We start from the raw sequence: 16,729 nt of genomic DNA on the forward strand, positions 1-16,729 counted from the left end.
GCGCGCGATCCGCCGCCCCCCGCGCGCGATCCTCCGCCCCCGCACCGTCCGCTACCGTCGCCCACCACGGGCCCTTAGCTCAGCGGTCAGAGCACCCGGCTCATAACCGGTGTCGTCCCTGGTTCGAATCCAGGAGGGCCCACCCGTAACACCGCGTAGTTTCTTGAGTTCAATCCTCGGACCCTTGTCGCCAGGTTGTCGCCAACCCGGCTTCGGCGGTCGAAGCACCTCGACGAGTGCATTGTCGGCGAGACGCGCGTAGCGGCGCGTCGACTGGATCGACGCGTGGCCGAGGAAGCGCTGCAGGTGCCGCTCCGGAACGCCGCGGCGGATCGCGTCGGTCGCCATCGTGTGCTTCGTGCCTTCGTAGAGCGAGACGTGCGGGAGGTCGGCTGCCTCCAGCGCTGCGGCCCAGACGCGCTGGAGCGCCTTGTGCGGCCACATCCGGCCGGTGCGTGGGTTGGGGAATAGGGGCTTTCTAGAGAAGCGGCCCGCCGGGTCGACGTGCCGATCGATCCAACCGGCGAGCTCCCGGCTGACCGGCAGCCGTTTCGGCTTTCCGGTTTTCGTGCCGCGGATCTCGGCGCCGACGGACTTCGACTCGGCGGCCTTGTCGACGAAGAGCCAGCCGTCCCGGTAGTCCGCGACCGTGAGCGCCCGCGCCTCGCCGGGCCGCAGCCCGAGATGCGCGAGCGCGAGGAAGATCCCGCGATCCGCGTCCGGGATGTGCGCCACCGCCGCGTCCTGATCCGTGATCGAGAGGATCCGCGGCTCGTGCTCCTCGACGCGCACGGGCGGCACGCGTGGCGCCTTCGGAATCTCGCCGCGCAGCTCCAGCCAGCGCAGGAACGAGCGCATGTAGCCGAGGAAGTTCCGCCGCGACTTCGGGCTCTGCTTGCGGTCCGCGAGCCAGAGGCTCCAGTCCTCAAGTGTCCCGTAGGTCACCTCGTAGATCGAGATGCGGTCGAAGAACGAGAAGTGCCCGCCGGGAGCCGCAAGCCGCTCGAGCTCCCGCACGAAGTTCGGTGAAAGCGAGCCGGCAGCCATCTCGCGGCGGCGCAGCTCGAGCCAGCGCGCGAGCCAGGTCGGCACGAGGTTGGTCGGTGAGCCGGTCGGCTGGTAGCGCGCCAGCACCACCTCGACCGACACCCCCTCGGCGACCTCGTCGCGGATCCGGTCGAGCAACCGCTGCGCCGTCGCCTCGTCCGTGATGCGGATCCCGCGGTTCGACCACACCCGCCCGACCGGCCGGAAGTCCAGGTAGAACTCCCGCACACCGTCCTCGCCGCGCGAGCGGCTCCGGATGCGCCCGAGCTTCGCCACGAGGGCCCAGCGTACCGCAGGGGCGGCAGCGGCCGGCGAGGCGAGGAGCCGGGCGAGGGAAGCCACGTCAGGCATTCCCGCGCGCTTCGGTCGGCGTCTCGGCCATGGCTTCCCCTCATGCGGGGAGGCGCTGTTGGAGAGAGCAAGTGCGGTGCCAGCGCTCCGGATCGGGCGCATCCCTGCAAGTCCGCGCGCTCACGGCGGTTCGCATTGGCTGCGGTCACGACCGGGTCCGGGGATGGCTCGCAGTCTCCAACCAAACGCCGCCAGCGTGTGGCTGGCGCACGAACTCCGGATCGATCGCGGGAGGCGCGACTGCCGTCGCTCAGCCGCAAGCGGTGCCGACCGCCTGCGGCCCAGCTACCGACGGAGGCGCCGAAATCGGGCCCGGAGTGCAGGAGTCCTGCAGCGACTCTGCAGGGGCAGCGTTCAGCTTCCTTGCGGACATCGCTCCGCCGAGCGGCCTTCGCGGGAACCGACACCGCGCAGAGCGCAGGCGGAGGATTCCTCCGCCACGTCTCGAGTACTCCCTCGCATTCCCGAGGGCGTACAGGGACTTCCGCGAATCCCTCCGTCACTTATCTTGCATTCGCACCGATACCTGCGACTTCTGTCCCTCTCTCCACATCCAGCCTGCCGAACGCTGCGTCGACGAGTTCGATACCCGCCCGACGCGCTTCCGCGGCGCTGCAGCCGATCGACACTTCGCGATCCAAGGTGCTGCAGAGGCGCTACCAACCAGGTGCCGTGGAGCTGTGTCGGGGCTTCCATTCGCCCAGCCGCGTAACAGCGCGGGCCATGATCAAGACCGGTTCCAAACTGGGCCAAGATGGCCCACGAACGCGATCATGGCCCATGAAATGTCGAGCAGTGGCGGGCTCTTCTGGGGAAGTGGACCGCCTTTATCTTGCGCTCGCATCGTTCCTTCGACGCACTCCTGCAGAGCCTCTGATCCCACGTCACCATGCGCGGACGCGCTGCGATGGCGCCGCCCATCGGCTCGCCAAGTGACGTGCGGTCCGTCTGCAGCAGAGGCTCGACGCGAGGCGCAGTCGCGGTCGGCAACCTGGTCGTGCCATGATCCCGCCGCGCAGCCGCTCTTCCGCCGGGGACGCGCGTCGAGATGGAGTGATCCGGGTCTGTCGATGCAGGCATACGTCGGAATCACGGACTACGAGTGGTACCAGCTTCTCGCGAGTCGTCCGCAGCTCGACGACGTGAACTTCTGGCAGCCGGGCGGGACCCGAGTCTTCCGGGCTCTCCAAGCGGGCGAGCTCTTCCTCTTCAAGCTCCATGCTCCGCGTCACTCGGTGGTTGGCGGTGGCTTCTTCGCCCATGCCACCAGGTTGCCCGTGAGCCTCGCATGGGAGGCGTTCGGCGAGTCGAACGGAGCGAGTTCTTTGGCACAGATGCGGGCGCGCATCGAGCAGTACCGGCGCGCCCCAGCTCAGCCCCACGAGGACTACACGATCGGCTGCATCCTCCTGGAGCAGCCCTTCTTTCTGCCCGAGGAGTTGTGGATCCCCGCTCCGCCCGACTGGCACCCGAACATCGTCCAAGGCAAGACGTACGACCTGAACGCTGAGCCGGGACGATCGTTGTGGCTCCAGGTAGAGGAGAGGATCCGAGTGCAGAGCAGCGGACAGGGATGGCCCGCACAGTGGCGTGAGCCCGGCCATCCCCGGTACGGCGAGCCCACCCTGGTGCGCCCGCGCCTCGGCCAGGGAAGCTTCCGGATTCTCGTAACCGACGCGTACGACCGGCGCTGCGCCGTCACAGGAGAGCGCGTCCTACCGGTCCTCCAGGCAGCCCACATTCGGCCCTACGCCGCGGGAGGCGAGCACCGCGTCGACAATGGCCTGCTCCTCCGAAGCGACCTCCACACCCTCTTCGACCGGGGCTACGTGACCGTCACTCCGGAGCTTCGGCTCGAGGTGAGCCGTCGCATTCGCGAGGATTTCGAGAACGGCCGGCACTATTACGCGCTGCACGGAGAGCGGGTTCGGGAGCCCGTGGAGGAAGGTCAACGGCCCGCTGCCGAGTTCCTGCGCTGGCACAACGAGCAAGCATTTCTCGAGTGAACCCGAGCGGGTCCGGATCGCTCCTCTCTGAAGGGGGTCAACTTTCATGTCGTTAGGGGGTCAGTTTTCGTTGTCGCGCCGACCTTGCTTGGCCGATTTCGCGTTGCCTTCGACCTCTGCCGCCTCGCCCGCGCAGGCTGGACGGCAACCGCCTTGCGTGATTGAGACTCAAGTTACCGAATTTACTGATGAAAGTTGGAAGCATTTGAGTTTCGGCTCCCTTCCCTCAGACGACTTCACGGGGCACCGAAAAGAAGGATGTACTAACGTTTGCTAACGACATATCTCATCGTGAGGAATGCATGGGCAATGTCACCGAGTACCTGAGCGAGTGGGGGGTGGAGATCGACGAGGGCAAGTTCCTCGCGTTGCTCCGCGAGACGCTTGAGCAGATCGCTGGCAAGGATCTCTGGGCGGAGCCGGAACAGGAGCTACCGCCCGAAGAGGTCGCTGTGCTTCACAGCGGCGGCTTCTCGACACGGCGCCAATCGCTCGGCAGCGATGACCCGCTGTTTCGCGGGGCTCTCGACTTCAGTGCGCTGATCGCAACGGCGGTTTCGACCAAGGAGGCGGCGAAGCTGCTCGACGTGGACCCGAGCCGCATCCGCCAGCGCTTGCTCGCTCCTCATCCAAGCCTGTATGGCGTGAAGTGGCGCGGCGAGTGGCTACTGCCGCGTTTTCAGTTCACGGGTAGGAAGGAGGTTCCTGGTCTTGACGAGGTCGTGCCCCGCCTCGATCCGGGCCTGAATCCCGTCACGGTTGCTCGTTGGTTCCTATCGCCCAGTCCTGACCTTGTTGCAGAGAAGAGCGGCGACGAGCCGATGAGCCCGCGGGAGTGGCTGCTAGCCGGCCACTCGCCGATGGAGGTCGCTCGTCTGGCCGAAGGGCTCTGAGCGCGCGCTTGGCCAAGCTTCCTGAACCCCCGCCTCCTGCCGAGCTCGTCGCTCGCACAGTGCCCGCGGTCAAGAGCCTGCCCGCAGGAAGCCTGATCTGGAGAGTCTACTTCCGCGGCGGTCCCCATCCCGCAAGCTGGAACCAGTTTCGATCCTACGGCCCCGTCCCTTCGGGCCGGTTCGATCATCATGATCCTCCGCCCCACCACCAAGAGAGAGCCATCCTCTATGCCGCGATCCACGGCCCGACGTGCCTCGCGGAGGTCTTCCAGGAGTCACGGGTCATCGACCGCCACCACAACGATCCATGGTTGGCCGCGTTCGCCACGGAGCGCGCACTCGATCTGCTGGATCTGTCCGGCACCTGGCCGACGCGCGCTGGTGCATCCATGGCCATCAACAGTGGGCCGCGGCCTCGTGCTCAGCGTTGGTCACGCGCGATCTACGATGCGTACCCGGAGATTGATGGAATCTACTATCCGTCGTCGATGAGCGGAAACCAGCCTGCTGTCGCCCTCTTCGAGCGTGCGCTTGGAGCGATACCGAAGCAGCCGCGCCTGAACAGAGCGCTTGCTGAACCGCCGCTCTTGATCCCGATCACCAACGCCGCTGCGCAATTCGGCTATCGGGTTGTTTGAACGGTTCTCTGGAGTTGAACCAGTCATGCCCATTCAACACGCGATCTGGAAAGTTGGAGAACGACCCTCCGCGCTCTCTGCCAGCCGTCTGGCAAGCGAACAGCAGCTCGAGGAAATGATTGCGCGCGACCCGAGCATCCTCTCGAGCCAGTGGATGCTCATCGGCCGGCAAGAGGGCACGAGCCATGGCGGACGAATCGATCTGTTGGCAATTGCTCCCGACGCTTCCTTGGTCTTGATCGAACTCAAGCGCGACCGTACACCGCGTGAGATCATCGCCCAATCCCTCGACTACGCGTCGTGGGTGGAGCAGCTCGGCGCGGAGAAGATTGCACAGATCTATCAGCGGTTTTCGAACGGCGGAAAGTTGGACGAGGCGTTTCGGGAGCGGTTCGGCATCGAGCTGGATGAGGAGACCCTCAACCAATCGCACCAGATCATCATCGTCGCCGCAGAGCTCGATGCCGCGACGGAGCGCATCATCGGATACCTCAACGCTCGGGACATCGCGATCAACGTCGTCTTCTTCCAGGTTTTCCAGCATGGTGACGAGCAGCTGCTGAGTCGGGCGTGGCTCATTGACCCCGGAGAGACGCAGGTGAACGTCGCGAGCACGACCAAGAGCAAGGGCGAGAAGGAGCCCTGGAACGGTGAGTACTACGTCTCTTATGGCCCCACGTCGTCGCGCTCTTGGGATGAGGCGCGCCAGCACGGTTTCATCAGCGCGGGTGGTGGAAGCTGGTACAGCCAGACGCTGAAGCTGCTTTCTCCGGGAGACCGCGTGTGGGTCAAGATCCCCAAGACCGGCTACGTGGGGGTTGGGCGAGTCAAGGAGCCGGTGCGTTCGGTGAACGACTTCAAGGTCGAGACACCGTCCGGCGAACGATCGGTACTGGAAGTGCTGCGGAACGCTGAACGCTACCGGCGAAGCGCCGATGACCCGGAGAAGGCGGAGTACTTCGTCCGGGTGCAATGGCTCGATACCGTCCCCGAGGCTTCGGCAGTGAACGAGGTGGGCCTCTTCGGGAACCAGAACACCGTATGCCAGCCTACGACACCCAAGTGGCGGCACACAGTTGAACGACTGAAGACGTATTTCCCGAAATGGGACGCTAGTTGACGATGCTGTCGTCTGAGAAGGTCCTCGAGTGAAGCGGGTACTTCTCGCATGGTTGGGTCGAACCGACCTCGACTGCGCACGTGCGAATCGCCCGGCATCGCCGGGGCCGACCGCGAGCGTGATCGAAGCGCGCACCTTTGACGAACTGGTGCTGCTCTCGAACTATCCCCGCGAGGAGTCAGCGGACTATGTGCGTTGGCTTCAGGAGCGGGGAAGCCCGCGAGTGCATCTGCTGACATCGGACCTGGGCGATCCGACGGACTACAGCGGCATCCACGACGCAGTTCTTCACTCCATGGAGTTCGTGGAACGAGAGCTCGGACCCGATGCCGAGCTCGCGATCCACATCAGCCCAGGAACACCCGCTATGCAAGCGGTCTGGGTGCTTCTGGCCAAGACCCGCTTCCCCGCTGAGTTGATCCAGTCGCACGAGAAGACGGGCGTCCGGACGGTCTCGATCCCGTTCGATATCTCCGCCGAGTACGTGCCGGATGTGTTGCGGCGCACCGACGAGAAGCTCCAACGCCTCAGCGATGGGCTGCCGCCCGAGGCGCCCGAGTTCGATCAGATCATTCGACGGAGCCCGGCGATGGAACGTGCCGTGGCCCGCGCCCGCCTGGTAGCACCGCGAAACGTTCCTGTGCTGATCGAGGGAGAGTCGGGCACTGGCAAGGAACTCTTCGCGCGGGCCATTCATGCGTCCAGCCCTAGGTCCTCCGGTCCGTTCGAGGCGGTGAACTGCGGAGCACTTCCTCGCGAGCTCGTGGAGTCCTTGCTGTTCGGGCACGAAAGGGGGGCGTTCACTGGCGCAACTCAGCAGCACAAGGGCCACTTCGAGGTGGCGAGCGGTGGCACGCTCTTTCTCGATGAAGTCGGTGAACTTCCGCTGGATGCGCAGGTCAAGCTGCTGAGAGTTCTACAGGAACGACAGGTTCGGCGTATGGGTTCGGATCGCACGATTTCGGTCGATGTGAGGATCATCGCAGCGACCAACCGGAATCTCCTTGAGGAAGCGGCAGCCGGCCGCTTCCGTGAGGACCTCTATCACCGGCTCGCAGTAGGTGTGATTCGGCTTCCTGCGCTTCGCGACCGCCAAGGCGATCTCAGCTTGCTGATCGAGCGCCTGCTCGAGCGGATCAACCAGGAGGCGGCCTCCCAGCCGGGCTACGCACACAAGGAACTCTCTCCTGCCGCAAGAAGTCTTCTGATCGCCCACTCGTGGCCCGGTAACGTGCGAGAACTCCAGAACACGCTGCTACGACTGTCGATTTGGACCTCGGGCCCGCGGATCGGAGTCGATGACGTCCGAGAGGAGCTCCTGCAAGTCGGGTCTGGATCGAGATCGGACCTGCTCGGCCGGCCGCTCGGAGAGGGGCTGCAAGTTCGCGATCTCGTGGCAGAATTGGCCCGCCACTACATCGAGCGTGCCCTCCAGGAGGCTGGGGGCAACAAGACGCGAGCTGCCAAGCTACTCGGTATGGCGAGTTACCAGACCCTCACGGACTGGATGAAGAGATACGGGATCAAGCTGCCCAGGAAGAGGCGGGAAGGGTGACGGCACGGGGATTGCTCCAGAGGCTCCGCGAGCCCCTTATGGCACATCGCATCCGGGGGCCGGAGCCCTATTCGTGCCCTTGGACCATCTCCCGCCGAGTCCGTGGAACCCGATACTCCGAGACGGCCGCGAGGGCCACGTCTTGGTGAAGTCGATCAACTTCGAGTTCCTGCGAGCAAAACGCACCTACCTGGCCGACCTGGGCGGCTTCGCCGAGCAGTACCTCCATCCCGATCCCGCGAGTGCACTGATCAAGCTCCGCACCTTCGCGGAGGCGATGACGAACGACCTTTACACCGCATTGGGCCTCCGCCAGCCCTTCGAGGCCGACTTCTTCACCCTTCTGGACGGCCAGCCGTTCAAAGACGCTGTTCCTCAGGTGGTGCTGACGAAGATCCACGCCGTCCGAAAGCTTGGGAACAAGGCGGCCCACGGCGGCGCCGTCAGCTTCGATATGGCGGGGCGTGCCCTCCACGAGGCCTACCACCTCGGCAGCTGGCTTCACCTCGCCGTGGACAAGGGCTCCCAGAGCGATTGCCCGAAGTTCACGGTGCCTCCCGCTGGCGGTGTTGCAGAGTCGACCCGGGCTGACCTGAAGCGTGAGAAGAAGGCAGCGCTTGAGAAGCTGGCCGCCCAGGAAGCACAGATGGAGAAGCTCCTCTCGGAGCTTGACGCGGCCCGCGCGAAAGCCGAGTCCGCCGAAAAGTCTGCGCAGGAGCTCCAGCTCATCATTCAGTCCGGCCAGCAGGCCGCGAGCGAGCTCTCCTTCAGCGAAGCCGAGACCCGAAAGTTCCTCGTCGAGACCATGCTGGTCGCGGCTGGCTGGGATGTCGGAGCCGCGGGCAAGAGCACCACGGACGTCGGCCAGGAGGTGGACGTCGAGCACCAACCGACGGAGACAGGGCACGGCAAGGCGGATTACGTCCTTTGGGACGACGCCAGCAGGCCCCTTGCCGTTGTCGAAGTCAAGAAGACCTCGATTGAGGCCGCTTTGGGCCGCCACCAGGCCCGCCTCTACGCCGATGGCCTCGAGCAGATGTACGGCCAGCGTCCGGTGATCTTTTACACGAATGGCTTCGACCTCTACCTGTGGGACGATGCCCAGAACGAGGTCGATCGCAAGATCTACGGCTTCTACTCGAAGGACAGCCTCGCCTACCTGCACTTCCAGCGTGCCAGCCGCGTCCCTCTCCACGAGGTACCCATCAGTCGAGAGATTGCAGGACGCCTGTACCAGGTGGAGGCCGTGAAGCGCGTCGGCGAGCGCTTCGACCAGGGACGCCGCAGGGCGTTGATCGTACAGGCCACAGGCACGGGCAAGACCCGCGTCGCGGCATCGCTCGCCGATGTCTTGCTGCGAGCCAACCGGGCCAAGCGGATCCTGTTTCTCTGCGACCGCCGCGAGCTTCGCAAACAGGCCCTGAACACCTTTAAGCAGCTCCTCCCGAACGCCAAGCGGGTATCGGTCACCGCCAAGACCGCCCAGGAGCGCGAGCACCAGATCTACCTGGCCACCTATCCGGCGATGAGGACCTGCTTTGAGAGCTTCGACGTGGGCTTCTTCGACCTGGTGATCGCCGACGAGTCGCACCGCAGCATCTACAACCGCTACAAGGACCTCTTCGACTACTTCGACGCGCTCCAGGTGGGGCTCACGGCCACGCCGGTGCGCTTCATCGACCGCAACACCTATGACCTCTTCGGCTGCGAGGATCAGGACCCCACCGCGCACTACCCCCTCGATCGCGCCATCGACGAGGGCGTTCTCCTCCCCTTCCGCGTGCGGGCGTATCAGACCGAGTTCCAGCGCAAGGGCATGAAATGGAAGGAGATGAGCGAGTCCCAGCGGGCTCAGCTCGAGCAGCAGATGGCGAATGCAGAGAGCTTCGACTACGAGGCCGCAGAGCTCGACCGCTACGTCTTCAACAAGGACACCAACCGCGCGATGCTCCGCAAACTGATGGAGAGCGGCATCCGCGACGCAACCGGCCAAGCGCCCGGCAAGTCCATCGTCTTCGCCCGCAGCCACCGCCACGCCATCCTGCTGAAGGAGCTTTTCGACGAGCTCTATCCGCAGTACGGCGGAAGTTTCTGCACCGTGATCGACAACTACGACCCGCGCGCCGAGCAACTGATCGACGACTTCAAGGGCCAGGGCCAGCACAACGACATCCAGATCGCGATCTCGGTCGACATGCTCGACACCGGCATCGACGTCCCCGAGATCGTGAACCTGGTCTTCGCGAAGCCCGTCAAGTCCTACGTCAAGTTCTGGCAGATGATCGGGCGCGGAACCCGCAGGTGCGAGAACCTCTTCGGCCCGGGTGAGCACAAGAAGGAGTTCCTCGTCTTCGACCACTGGGGCAACTTCGAGTTCTTCGGCGAGACCTACGTCGAACCGACGCCGTCGCCTCGCAAGTCGCTGCTGCACCAGCTCTTCGAGGCCCGCGTGGAGCTGGCCGAGGCCGCGCTTCACCGGCCTGATCTGCCCACCTTCGAGGCGGTGATCGAGCTCCTGCGCCAGGACATCGCGAGCCTCCAGGACACGGGCACCATCGCGGTGCGCGACGCATGGCGGACCCTCAAGAAGGTTGCCGACGCCCAGATCCTCAAGCAGTTCGACCCGGCCACCCGGGCGGCCCTCCTACAGGAGGTCGCACCGTTGATGAAGGAGCGCGACATCCGCGGCCACGTCGAGGCCCACGAGTTCGATCTCCTTGTGACGCGCCTCCAGCGGGCGCAGATCACGGGCTCGAGCGAGCTCCAGGACCTGAAGGGCGACCTGCTGAACGCCCTCGCCCAGCTCAAGATGAACCTCGCTCAGGTAAAGGCCAAGGCCCAGACCATTGCCCACGTGAAGAGCGTCGCCTTTTGGGCCGAGCCGACCTTCGGCGCGCTGGAGGAGGCCCGGCTCGAGTTGCGGTCCATCATGAAGTTGCGCGAGCGCCCTGCGGGTCCGGCCGACTACGCCCAGCTAGTCGATATCGCGGAGGACCTCTCGCTCGTCCGCGACGCCGACTACCCCGTCAAGATCGAGGGGCTCGATCAGGTGGGCTACCGCAAGCGCGTCGAGCAGGTGCTGCGCGACCTCGTCGCCAGCAATGGGACGCTGCAGAAGATCAAGGCCGGCCAGCCTGTGACCTCCCATGACCTCGACGATCTGGTGAGCCTCGTGCTCACCCAGAACCCCGATGTCGATCTCGCCAAGCTCGAGCAGCTCTATCCCAAGACCGCGGGGCACCTCGACCTGGCGATCCGCCGTGTCATCGGCCTCGACGCGGATGCCGTCGAGAAGCGCTTCGAAGCGTTCGTCCACCAGCACCAGGCGCTCAATGCGCGCCAGGTGCGCTTCCTGAGCCTCCTCAAGAGCCTGATCGCGAGCGCCGGCAGCATCGAACTCGAGCGCCTTTACGAGCCGCCCTTCACGACGCTCGATCCCGACGGCATCGATGGGCTCTTCGAAGACGAGGCTCAGATCGACGAGCTTCTCGGCCTCATCGCCAGCTTCGAGAATCCCGAACCCATCCCGGCCAACCCCGGTCCCGAAGGTCTCCATTCATGATCACCGGCAAGCTCCGCAGTCAGATCGACAACCTCTGGACCCAGTTCTGGACCGGCGGCATAACAAATCCGCTCACGGTCATCGAGCAGATCTCCTTCCTGATGTTCGCCCGCCTGCTCGACATCCGGGAGACGCGCGAAGAGCGCGTCTTCACTCGCAAGCACCGCGGCGAGGCTTTTCCCGGGAATCTCTTCGGGCCCGACAAGCAGCACCTACGCTGGTCGAAGTTCAAGCACGAGGGCGATGCCGCGCGCATGCTTGCCCTCGTTCGCGACGAGCTCTTCGCGCACATTCGTGCCGTCGCAGAGAAGCAGGATCGCCTGGGCGAGCACATGAAGGATGCCCAGCTCATCATCTCGAAGCCCAGTCTGCTCTACGCCGCCGTGAAGCTGATCGATGAGCTGCCGCTGGGCGAGGGCGACACCAAGGGCGATCTCTACGAGTACCTGCTCAGCAAACTCACCACGGCGGGCATCAACGGCCAGTTCCGCACGCCGCGCCACATCATCGACGTCATGGTGGCAATGGTGGACCCGAAGCCCACTGAGAAGGTGGGGGACCCGGCAGCCGGCACGGCGGGCTTCCTCGTGCAGACGATGCAGTACCTGCTGCGCAAGTACTCGTCGGCGGAGGGTCAGTTCCCGGCCGAGGGCGAGGACGGGCGGCCGGTGCTCGGCGACGATGGCAAGTCCGTCATGGTCTACACGGGCGACCTCCTCGAGCCGTACCGCGACCACATCCAGAAGGGGATGTTTTACGGCTTCGATTTCGACGTCACGATGCTCCGCATCGCAGCTATGAACCTGATGCTCCACGACGTCGCCAACCCGCACATCTACTATCAGGACACGCTCAGTCGCGGTTTTCGTGAAACGCGCCCCGAACTCGCCGAGAACCACTTCGACGTCATCCTCGCTAACCCGCCGTTCAAGGGCAGCCTGGACGCCGAGGACATCGACCCAACCCTCACAGCCAAGATCAAGACCAAGAAGACAGAGCTGCTTTTCCTGGTCCTCATGCTCCGCATGCTGAAGAACCCTGGCGGCCGCGCCGCGGTGATCGTGCCCGAGGGCGTGCTGTTCGGCAGTTCGAATGCGCACGTTGCGCTTCGACAGATGCTGGTAGAAGAGAACCAGCTAGAGGCGGTGATCTCGCTTCCGTCTGGTGTGTTCAAGCCCTATGCGGGGGTCTCTACTGCGATCCTGGTCTTCACTCGCGGCGGCGAGACGACTGACGTCTTCTTCTACGACGTGCGCGCAGATGGGTTCTCCTTAGACGACAAGCGCGAACGCGTTGCAGGCGACGATCTGCCCGACTGCTTGTCGCGATGGCAACAGCGCAATGAGATCGGCCTTGGTGACCGTGCAGCGCAGTGTTTCTCAGTGATGGCTAACGAGATTCGCTCATCTAGCTACAGGCTTTCGTTCGCCGAATACAAAGCGACGCCCTATGTCGAACCTGACCTAGACGACCCGACGGCATTGCTTCAGAGGCTTCGCGACCTTGAACGTGAGACTTCTGCGCGACTCGATGAGCTTGAGGACCTGCTGTGAGCACCGCCACCATCGTGCCGAGATGGCGCCCCCTGGAGGAGGTGGCGCCGACTGCATCTGAGCGTGTGCATCCGTTCACGGGTGAGAGGCGATACGTAGCAACGGGAGGGATTGACGGGGGCGTCATCACGGACTCTGACATGGTCACGCACAGCATGAGGCCGACTCGAGCGGATCTGGCTGTAAGACCTGGCGACGTCATCTGGGCCAAAATGAGGGCAACTACGAAGGTCTTTCACGTCGGCAAAGAGGATGCGTCGACCATCTTCTCAACCGGCTTCGTGGCGAGCCGCCCTCGGAAGGATCTAGTGCACTCCCGCTACCTGTATCACTTTTTGAGGTCACCACTCTTTCAGCATAGGAAAGATCAGCTTTGCACGGGCTCAACGCAGAAGGCGATCACCAAGACCGGACAAGCGAAGCTTCAATTCCCCTGGCTTCCGCTCGAGAATCAAGAGAGGGCAGCAGCGATTCTCGACCACGCGGAGGCGATTGAATCCAAAAAAAGACTCGCCATTGTGCTTGGGACCCAACTTGGGGACGCGTTGTTCCGCGAAGCGATCGCATCAGACGCAGAGGATCTCGAGATTGGCGAAATGCTACAGCGTGGAATTCTGATGCTTCATAAGGATGGCAACTTTGGAAGTGCCTACCCTCGCGCGAGAGACTTCACAGACGAAGGTGTTCCTTTTCTTACTGCAGCGAGCGTCACAGACGAGGGGAAGCTTGAGGAGCGATCCGTTCAACGCTTGAGAGAAGAGAAGGCACAAGCTCTCCGATTCGGTTGGATCGAGAAGGGAGATGTTCTCCTCTCTCACAACGCAACGGTCGGCCGCGTCCTCTTGTATCGGGGAGAGTACAAACGCGCTTTGATCGGAACATCGCTGACTGCATTCCGACCCGATCCTAAGCGACTGTTGCCCACCTTCCTGTTCGGTGCGTTGCGATCTTCGAGGTTCCAGGACGCTCTGAAAGCCAAGATGGCGCAAACAACAAGGAACCAGGTCCCCATAACTGCGCAACGGCGATTGCGTCTTCCGTATGCACCAATGGGTGCTCAAGTTCGTTATGCGGAGTGCGCGAAGTCGGCAATGAGTCTCCAGCAACAGCTGGCGATTGCTCGCTTGGCCGCAGATGGCTTGCTGGCCGCATTGTCGAATCAAGCGTTCCGGGGTGCGCTCTGATGATCACCGCTCTGGAAGTCGACAACTTCAAGGGCATCGGCCGTCCGATCCGCATCGAGCTGCGCCCTATCACGCTCCTCTTCGGCCGGAACAGTGCGGGCAAGAGCACAATCCTGCACGCGCTCCACTACGCGCACGAGATCCTGAGTCGACGGAACCTCGACCCGGACGCCACTCATCACGGAGGTGATGTCGTCGATCTGGGCGGGTTCCGGAGCTTCGTGCACGCCCAGGACACGAGCCGTGTGGTTCGCCTGCGCTTTGAACTCGACTTGACCAAGCATGAGCTCCCCGAGCTTCCAATGCTCGAGTCGGCTGCCGATGCCGACGAAGCCGAGGAGCTGCAGAGTCTGGAGCTCTTCGATGAAGGGCTGAGCACCGAGATTAGGTCCGGCTGGGTTGAGCTCCAGGTGCGGTGGAGTGGTGCGCGCAAGGCTCCGACCCTGCGCACCTATGAAGTGGGGATGAATGGCGAGGTGATCGGCCGGATCGAATCCAATGACGACGGTGCACAGGTGGATCTGTTTCCGAACCTGGCGCATCCCCTATTCGCGTACGACGGCCGGATCCCGGAGGAGGAGCGGCCGAGTCGCGAGGAGGTGGCATCGCGGTGGATCAGCGACACGCCTGGATCTGAGGCCGAGTACTGGCGCGGCCATCGCCTGCCTGTGGGTGGACTCGCGCGATCGAGCCTGCCCCGCTGGGGAGAGCTCCTCGCGCTTGACTACGACGAGCAAGATGATTTCTACGCCTACCCGTTTCGGGAGTTTCGCTATCGCGTCTCGACGCTGATGGTGGGCCTGGGGCAGCTCCTCAAAGATGAAGTGGCACAACTCCGGTACGTTGGGCCTATGCGTGACGTGCTCGCTCGCACGTACGCGTCTCCCCGCTACCTAGAGCCGCACCGCTGGGCGAGCGGGCTCGGTGCCTGGGATCGGATGCATACCCTTGGGCCTGAGTTCGTCGCGGGAGTGAGCGATTGGCTTTCCGACTCCGAGAAGCTCGACACGGGCTACGGCCTGGCGCTGAGGTCCTTCATCGAGCTTCCAGAGGACAGCGCACTCTGGCTCTCGATCGAGCGCGGCACATTCCTCGACATGTGGGACGATCTCGCCGCCGAGTTTCAGTCACTCGAGAAGAGAACAGCGTTCCGCTTGGTGGACCCCACGTCCAGGATCGCCGTCCATCCCGCAGACGTCGGGGTGGGCGTCTCACAGGTCGTGCCGGTCGTGGTCGCTGCTCTCGATCCTGATCGGCCGAGCCTGACCGCAATCGAACAGCCTGAGCTCCACATTCATCCCAAGGTGCAGGTGGGGCTCGGTGATCTCTTCGCGAGCCAAATCGGAGACGGTACCCGCCGCTTCCTGCTCGAGACGCACAGCGAGCACCTGATGCTGCGATTGCTGCGGCGAATCGAGGAGACCCATTCCGGTGATCTACCGCCCGGTGCGCCAGCGCTTCGGCCTGACCAAGTGGCCGTCGTCTTCATCGAGCAGATCGAGGGGGAGGTCAAGGCGACCCAACTGCGCATCGACGAATCGGGGGAGTTCGTCGATCGCTGGCCCCATGGCTTCTTCGAGGAGCGAGCGGAAGAGCTGCTCTGATGCTGTACGAGTTTGCGATCGAGCCGGAGTTGCTGACGAGCTGGGACAAGGCCCGCACGACCCTCAACCTCATGGGCTTCCAGCATGCGCGGGCCATCTCCGCCTACCCCTCAAGGAAGCGCTGGAAGAAGATGATCTTCGAGGCCTGTCGGAAGGCCGGCTGCGCGGATCGGGAGTTTGCGCGCATCCGCGAAAAGGTCCAGCAGTCCGACGCGAAGCTCGTCTGGGCAGGGTCGCCGGAAGAGTACGACGGATCGCTAAAGCCACAGGACGAGTGCTGGATTCGAAACGCCACTGATCGCCAGATCAAGAGGAAGGCCTTCCATGCGATTCTGGCGACTCGAAACCCCAGCGGTCATCCCGACGTCGTGCTCGAAGCGGATGTAGACGAGTCTCACGCAAAGCTTGGAGTCGCTCGCGAGCTCCCCGTCCTGCGGCAACCGAAACCATTGGCTGGCCACATTGAGAAGCTCGTGCGCAACAGTCGTGTGCTCCTTCTCATCGACCCCCACTTCGATCCCTCGCTCTACCGCTGGCGCCCGGTGATCCAGGCGTGCGTGGCCCTGGCCGCGAAGGGTGTTGAAGACCGCCCGCTCGAGAGGGTGGAGATCCATACCCTCGATGCCGACGGCAAGTGCAGCTTCGAGGAGTTCAGGAGCCGCTGCGCGAAGCATATTCCCGGCCTGCTTTGCGACGGCCTGCCGCCCGTGCGGGTCTGCCGATGGCGGCTCAGGGAGAGTGCGCCCGACGACTTCCACGAGCGCTACGTGCTGACCGATCGCGGTGGCTACAAGCTGGGCAAGGGCCTCGATGAGGAGTTCGGGAAGGAGCAGCCCGTTGCTCTGCTCTCTGAAGCGGAGCACGCCCGAATCTGGACTGGCTTCCAAGATGAGACGCCCTTCTTCGAGAAGGATGGCGAGATCACGATCCCATAAGCCGGCGCATGGCCTCGCATAACAACCTCGGTCTTTACCACAGGGTTCTCTGCGCCGGCACTTCATCCGAGCGGTGCCTCAGCAGGTCGGGCCACCTCCTTCAACTACTTGAACTTCTGAGGGTTTAGCCCGCCGAAGGACCCGCCTAGATCTCCAAAGGACCGTAACCGGCCAGCCTGAGGCGTCCTTGCGCGGGCGAGCGGAAGGCGGCTGGGTCAGGTGCGGTCGAGGAGCGAGCGCAGCGGGGCCTGGGCGAAGTGCTGCTTCCAAAGCCGCGGCGT

General features: G+C 63.8%; 10 protein-coding genes and 1 tRNA gene. All 11 read left to right on the plus strand.

Annotated features, from left to right (window positions below; translation table 11 throughout):
- The first annotated feature begins 68 nt into the window (after window positions 1-68).
- The 11 genes from OZ948_10750 to OZ948_10800 all read left to right on the plus strand — a co-directional run bounded on the left by OZ948_10750 (window position 69) and on the right by OZ948_10800 (window position 16,448).
- Window positions 69-142: transfer RNA gene (locus OZ948_10750), tRNA-Ile, on the plus strand.
- 2,326 nt (window positions 143-2,468) lie between these two features.
- Window positions 2,469-3,404, plus strand: a complete 936-nt coding sequence (locus OZ948_10755) for an HNH endonuclease (protein ID MEB2345211.1) — start codon at window positions 2,469-2,471, stop codon at window positions 3,402-3,404.
- A gap of 302 nt (window positions 3,405-3,706) precedes the next feature.
- The gene (locus OZ948_10760) at window positions 3,707-4,297 is read left to right on the plus strand and encodes a hypothetical protein (protein MEB2345212.1); all 591 of its coding nucleotides are present in this window, start codon (window positions 3,707-3,709) and stop codon (window positions 4,295-4,297) included.
- A gap of 8 nt (window positions 4,298-4,305) precedes the next feature.
- Window positions 4,306-4,935, plus strand: coding sequence for an RES family NAD+ phosphorylase (locus tag OZ948_10765; protein ID MEB2345213.1), 630 nt, complete (start codon window positions 4,306-4,308; stop codon window positions 4,933-4,935).
- 25 nt (window positions 4,936-4,960) lie between these two features.
- Window positions 4,961-6,055 carry an endonuclease NucS gene (locus OZ948_10770; protein ID MEB2345214.1) on the plus strand — a complete coding sequence of 365 codons (1,095 nt, stop codon included), beginning with the start codon at window positions 4,961-4,963 and terminating at the stop codon, window positions 6,053-6,055.
- Window positions 6,056-6,083: 28 nt separating this feature from the next.
- Window positions 6,084-7,610: a sigma-54 dependent transcriptional regulator gene (locus tag OZ948_10775; protein ID MEB2345215.1), complete on the plus strand. Its 1,527-nt coding sequence runs from the start codon at window positions 6,084-6,086 to the stop codon at window positions 7,608-7,610.
- Window positions 7,611-7,755: 145 nt separating this feature from the next.
- A complete protein-coding gene (locus OZ948_10780; GenBank protein MEB2345216.1) occupies window positions 7,756-11,172 on the plus strand; it encodes a DEAD/DEAH box helicase family protein in 3,417 nt (1,138 codons plus the stop codon).
- The gene (locus OZ948_10785) at window positions 11,169-12,725 is read left to right on the plus strand and encodes a class I SAM-dependent DNA methyltransferase (GenBank protein ID MEB2345217.1); all 1,557 of its coding nucleotides are present in this window, start codon (window positions 11,169-11,171) and stop codon (window positions 12,723-12,725) included. Before OZ948_10780 ends, OZ948_10785 begins: the two co-directional genes overlap by 4 nt.
- A gap of 155 nt (window positions 12,726-12,880) precedes the next feature.
- Window positions 12,881-13,909, plus strand: a complete 1,029-nt coding sequence (locus OZ948_10790; GenBank protein MEB2345218.1) for a restriction endonuclease subunit S — start codon at window positions 12,881-12,883, stop codon at window positions 13,907-13,909.
- Window positions 13,909-15,513, plus strand: coding sequence for a DUF3696 domain-containing protein (locus tag OZ948_10795; protein MEB2345219.1), 1,605 nt, complete (start codon window positions 13,909-13,911; stop codon window positions 15,511-15,513). The genes OZ948_10790 and OZ948_10795 overlap by 1 nt, the downstream gene beginning before the upstream one ends.
- On the plus strand, window positions 15,513-16,448 hold the full coding sequence (locus OZ948_10800) for a hypothetical protein (GenBank protein ID MEB2345220.1): 936 nt from the start codon (window positions 15,513-15,515) through the stop codon (window positions 16,446-16,448). The genes OZ948_10795 and OZ948_10800 overlap by 1 nt, the downstream gene beginning before the upstream one ends.
- Window positions 16,449-16,729 lie beyond the last annotated feature (281 nt).

The sequence above is a fragment of the Deltaproteobacteria bacterium genome (assembly GCA_035063765.1).
Taxonomy (GTDB): domain Bacteria; phylum Myxococcota_A; class UBA9160; order UBA9160; family PR03; genus CAADGG01.